Origin of the sequence: Lysinibacillus sp. GbtcB16 (assembly GCF_019091145.1) — a bacterium.
Classification (GTDB): domain Bacteria; phylum Bacillota; class Bacilli; order Bacillales_A; family Planococcaceae; genus Lysinibacillus; species Lysinibacillus fusiformis.
Genome location: NZ_JAGXJV010000182.1, coordinates 1 through 363 on the forward strand (window position 1 = coordinate 1; position 363 = coordinate 363).

General features: G+C 33.1%; 1 protein-coding gene. It reads right to left on the reverse strand.

Annotated features, from left to right (window positions below; translation table 11 throughout):
• The coding region (locus KVT27_RS23910; RefSeq protein WP_254636271.1) for a DnaD domain protein at nucleotides 1–314 on the reverse strand (314 nt) is incomplete at its 3' end.
• Between the last annotated feature and the right edge of the window lie 49 nt (nucleotides 315–363).

The window sequence follows — 363 nt, forward strand, 5'->3', positions numbered from 1 at the left end:
CGTTTTTGATTTTCCTCTAAATCTTCAGGGACTTGTCCACTACTCTCAGCAGTATCTTCGTTACCAACCCATCCTGGAACCATTTCACTACGTACCGATTTATTTTTAGATTTATAGTTAGATTTTGGTTTGCTCTGTTTTTTCTTTTCGCGATGTTTCTCTTCAAACTTCTGAATATCTTCTAAAGTTTCGCAATTAGCAGCATTCCAATTTTTAATAGTTTTTTGTATGTATGCAATAGGCTTGTCCGGTTCACCATCAATAGCACGTTTAATAGCTTCAAATACTAGTAATGTATTTTGCTCTTCACACATCTTTGTTAATTCGATTTTTGCATATTTAGTTGTTTTGAAATATTGATTG